At 65.6% G+C, this 3,584-nt stretch carries 4 protein-coding genes and 1 pseudogene; 1 reads left to right on the top strand and 4 read right to left on the bottom strand.

The features are described 5' to 3' along the window. Positions 1 to 186 (bottom strand): annotated as a pseudogene (locus tag G3N96_RS38035) (tetratricopeptide repeat protein); the annotation flags it as partial. 74 nt (positions 187 to 260) lie between these two features. Here G3N96_RS38035 and G3N96_RS38030 point away from each other — a divergent pair. Beyond that, the gene (locus G3N96_RS38030) at positions 261 to 749 is read left to right on the top strand and encodes a hypothetical protein (protein WP_206140427.1); all 489 of its coding nucleotides are present in this window, start codon (positions 261 to 263) and stop codon (positions 747 to 749) included. A gap of 229 nt (positions 750 to 978) precedes the next feature. Here the strand turns inward: G3N96_RS38030 and hpnH are convergent, their stop codons facing one another. The 3 genes from hpnH to G3N96_RS38015 all read right to left on the bottom strand — a co-directional run. Beyond that, complete coding sequence (gene hpnH / locus G3N96_RS38025) at positions 979 to 2,139, bottom strand: adenosyl-hopene transferase HpnH (RefSeq protein ID WP_039349540.1); 1,161 nt, start codon at positions 2,137 to 2,139, stop codon at positions 979 to 981. 12 nt (positions 2,140 to 2,151) lie between these two features. Further along, positions 2,152 to 3,093 carry a 4-hydroxy-3-methylbut-2-enyl diphosphate reductase gene (gene ispH / locus G3N96_RS38020; RefSeq protein WP_206140426.1) on the bottom strand — a complete coding sequence of 314 codons (942 nt, stop codon included), beginning with the start codon at positions 3,091 to 3,093 and terminating at the stop codon, positions 2,152 to 2,154. Positions 3,094 to 3,399: 306 nt separating this feature from the next. After that, positions 3,400 to 3,584, bottom strand: a 185-nt coding sequence (locus tag G3N96_RS38015; RefSeq protein WP_206140425.1) for a hypothetical protein, incomplete at its 5' end; no start/stop codon positions are given.

Raw genomic sequence — 3,584 nt, 5'->3', positions numbered from 1 at the left:
TTCGAGATCCTCGAGCGCGGGCCGCAGGTAATCGAGCCGCGCATACGCGAAACCGCGGTCGCGGACTTCGTCGAGGTGCTCGGGCAACAGGATCACGAGCCGCTGCTGCACCGCGAGCAGCCGCTGCGCGCGTTCCGTCTGAAGATACATCGTCTCCAGGGTGCGCAGCATCCGCGCGATGCGCGCCGCGACGCCGGTGCGTGCCGCATCGCATGGCCGGCTTTCGACGCGAGCGATGCGCCCGCCGACGGGAGCCCATCATGAAAGGCGCCCGGAAGAACCGTCGCCACGTGCCGCTGACCCGCGAGTGGCTGCTGCCGCTGCCGCCCGTGCATGCGCGCGACATCTCGCTGAAATGCCACATGGCGCTCGTCGCGCTGCGTAGCGGGCATGGCAGCGAGGCGCTGCTGATGCGCTTGCGCACGAGCGTCTACCTGGTGTTCCTGGCGCTCGACGATGCGGTATGCGCGGATGCGGACATCGACCTGTGCGTCGACGCGGAGCGTGCGCTCGATGCGGGCGTGGCGCGCGCGGCGCAAAGCGGCGCATGGGCGCTGCGCGACGACGAATGCGCGGTACTCGAGCATGTGCTCACGGCGCACGACACGTGCGTCACGACGCTCGCGCGGCATCGGCTGGCCGAGCTGTGGGAGCACGTCTGTACGTTCGCGTCGAGCGGCCAGCCGGCACTCGTCGCGAGCGCGGCGCAGAAGATGCGCATGCATGCGGCCGAATCGCTGGCCGCATAGCGTCGCACCGGTTTCGCAGGGAGGATGGAGGAGACAGGGCCGGCCGCACCGGCGCAGCGACCCAATCGCGTTGTTTCGGCGATGCGTGGCTGTCGCGGCACTCGCTACGGTGACGGCGAAACGCGATGCAAAACCGCGGCCCAAAACAAAAGCGCCACGGAGCGGACTCCGTGGCGCTTCATTTTTTCCCGCCGGCGCGGAGGCAGGGCCTCCGCGTGGCGAAACGCGCTTACGCTGCGGCTGCCGGCTTCGCCGCCTTTTGCAGCTTGCCCTTGCCGGCGCGCTGGATTTCCTCGAGCTTGATCTCGACGTGACGCGAGAACACGTACTCGGCCGGGCGCTGCTTGTCGATCGGAATGTCCGGTGCGAACGGGCCGTCGGTCTTGATGCCCTTGCGGCTCACGGCGAACGCCTTCAGCGGATGCGCCATCGTGTCCATCACGGCGGTCGCTTCGAAGCCGCAGTGGACCATGCAGTCCGCGCACTTCTCGTAGTTGCCGACGCCGTAGTTGTCCCAGTTCGTGTCTTCCATCAGTTCCTTGAAGGTCTTCACGTAACCTTCGCCGACCAGATAGCACGGCTTCTGCCAGCCGAACACCGTACGCGCCGGGTTGCCCCACGGCGTGCACTTGTAGGTCTGGTTGCCGGCCAGGAAGTCGAGGAACAGCGACGACTGGCTGAACGACCAGCGCTTGCCGCCTTCACCGCGCTTCAGGATTTCGCGGAACAGGTTCTTCGTCTTGTCGCGGTTCAGGAAGTGCTGCTGATCCGGCGCGCGCTCGTACGCGTAGCCCGGCGACACGGTGATGCCGTCGACGCCGATCGGCTTCAGCGTATCGAAGAACTTCGCGACGCGCTCGGGGATCGCATCGTTGAACAGCGTGCAGTTGATGTTCACGCGGAAGCCGCGGCGCTTCGCTTCCTTGATGGCCGCGACCGCCTTGTCGTACACGCCTTCCTGCGACACCGAGTGGTCGTGCATCTGCGCGTCACCGTCGAGGTGGACCGACCAGACGAAGTACGGGCTCGGCTGGTAGTCGTCCATCTTCTTTTCCATCAGCAGCGCGTTCGTGCAGAGGTAGACGAACTTCTTGCGCTTCATGATGCCGCGGACGATTTCCGGCATTTCCTTGTGCAGCAGCGGCTCGCCGCCCGCGATCGACACGATCGGCGCGCCGCACTCGTCGACCGCTTCCAGGCATTCCTGGACGGACAGACGCTGGTTCAGGATGGGGTCCGGGTAATCGATCTTGCCGCAGCCGTTGCACGCGAGGTTGCAGCGGAACAGCGGCTCGAGCATCAGCGCGAGCGGATAGCGTTTGTTGCCGGACAGGTGTTGGCGCGTGATGTACGCGCCGACGCGGACTTGCTGGAGCAGCGGAATAGACAAGAGATGTCCTCCTTAAACTTCGCGGGCGACAGCTTGCGTGAGCTTCGCCGGCAGCTTGAATTCGACTTTTTCCTCACGGCCCGCCATCGTCGTGACGTCGACGGGACCCAGCGCGCGCAACGCGCCGATGACATCTTCGACCATCTCCTCGGGCGCGGACGCCCCGGCGGTCAGGCCCACGGTATTCGCATTCGCGAACCATTCGGCCTTGACTTCCGAACCGTCGGCGACGAGGTAGCTCGGCACACCGCTTTCGGTGCCGATCTCGCGCAGGCGGTTCGAGTTCGAGCTGTTCGTCGCACCGACGACCAGCAGCACGTCAACCTGTTCGCTCAGCTCGCGCACGGCGGCCTGGCGATTTTGCGTCGCGTAGCAGATGTCGCGCGTGTCCGGGCCGACGAGGTCGGTGAACCGGCGCTGCAGCGCTTCGATGATGCCGCGCGTATCGTCGACCGACAGCGTGGTCTGCGTAATGTACGCGACCGGCGTGTCGACGGGCAGCGTCAGCGTAGCGACTTCGGCTTCGCTCTGCACGAGGATCACCTCGGCCGGAATCTGGCCGATCGTCCCCTCGACTTCCGGGTGGCCCGCATGGCCGATCAGGATCAGCCGGCGGCCCGCCGCGACATACTGGCGGCCTTGCACGTGCACTTTCGTGACGAGCGGGCAGGTCGCGTCGAGCACGTCGAGCCCGCGCGTTTCCGCGTCGCGCTCGACCGTCTGGGCGACACCGTGCGCGCTGAAGATCGCGACAGCGCCGTGGGGCACCTCGTCGAGTTCCTCAACGAATCGGGCCCCTTTATTACGCAGATTTTCGACGACATGCCGGTTATGCACGATCTCATGACGCACATAGACCGGCGCACCGTGCTGTTGCAGCGCGCGATCGACGATCTCGATCGCGCGGACAACCCCCGCACAAAAGCCGCGGGGCTGGGCAAGGATGACTCGCATAAGTGAGCGAACTCCGACGACAGACGCCGGGGTTCGAGGAGCTGGCACTCGCTCGCTCGCCCCGGCTTGATGTTATGAAGGCAGGAACGAACCGGCCGGCCAGGCCCCGGAACCCCGAATTAATCGCGCATTTTAACTCTATCGGGAAGTCCTTGCTCTGGTGCTGTATCCGGCGTGTTGCATTTGCGGGAGAACCGCGTCGGCGCTGGCGCGCGCGGAACCCAGTAAACTACGCGGTTTCGCGGGCAGCCGCTCCGGCTGCCCGGCGTCGCGCTCATTTCAAGGCCATTCGATGACCGTCGATTCTTACGCGTATTGCCCGGCCGCCCGTGCGGTTTCGGGCGTTTTGTTCCCGACCCCGATTGATTTTGCCGATGCCGGCGCCCGACAGGAGGCGCGCCGATGATGCTGGTTCTTGCATTCCTGGTGTCCGGCGTGTCGCTGATGATCTGGATCGTGCTGCTCGTCGCGCGCGGCGGCTTCTGGCGTGC

The organism is Burkholderia sp. Se-20373 (assembly GCF_017104705.1).
In the GTDB taxonomy this organism is placed as follows: Bacteria; Pseudomonadota; Gammaproteobacteria; order Burkholderiales; family Burkholderiaceae; genus Burkholderia.
Note: the sequence above shows the minus strand (reverse complement) of the source record. Positions and strands in the feature narration are given on the sequence as shown.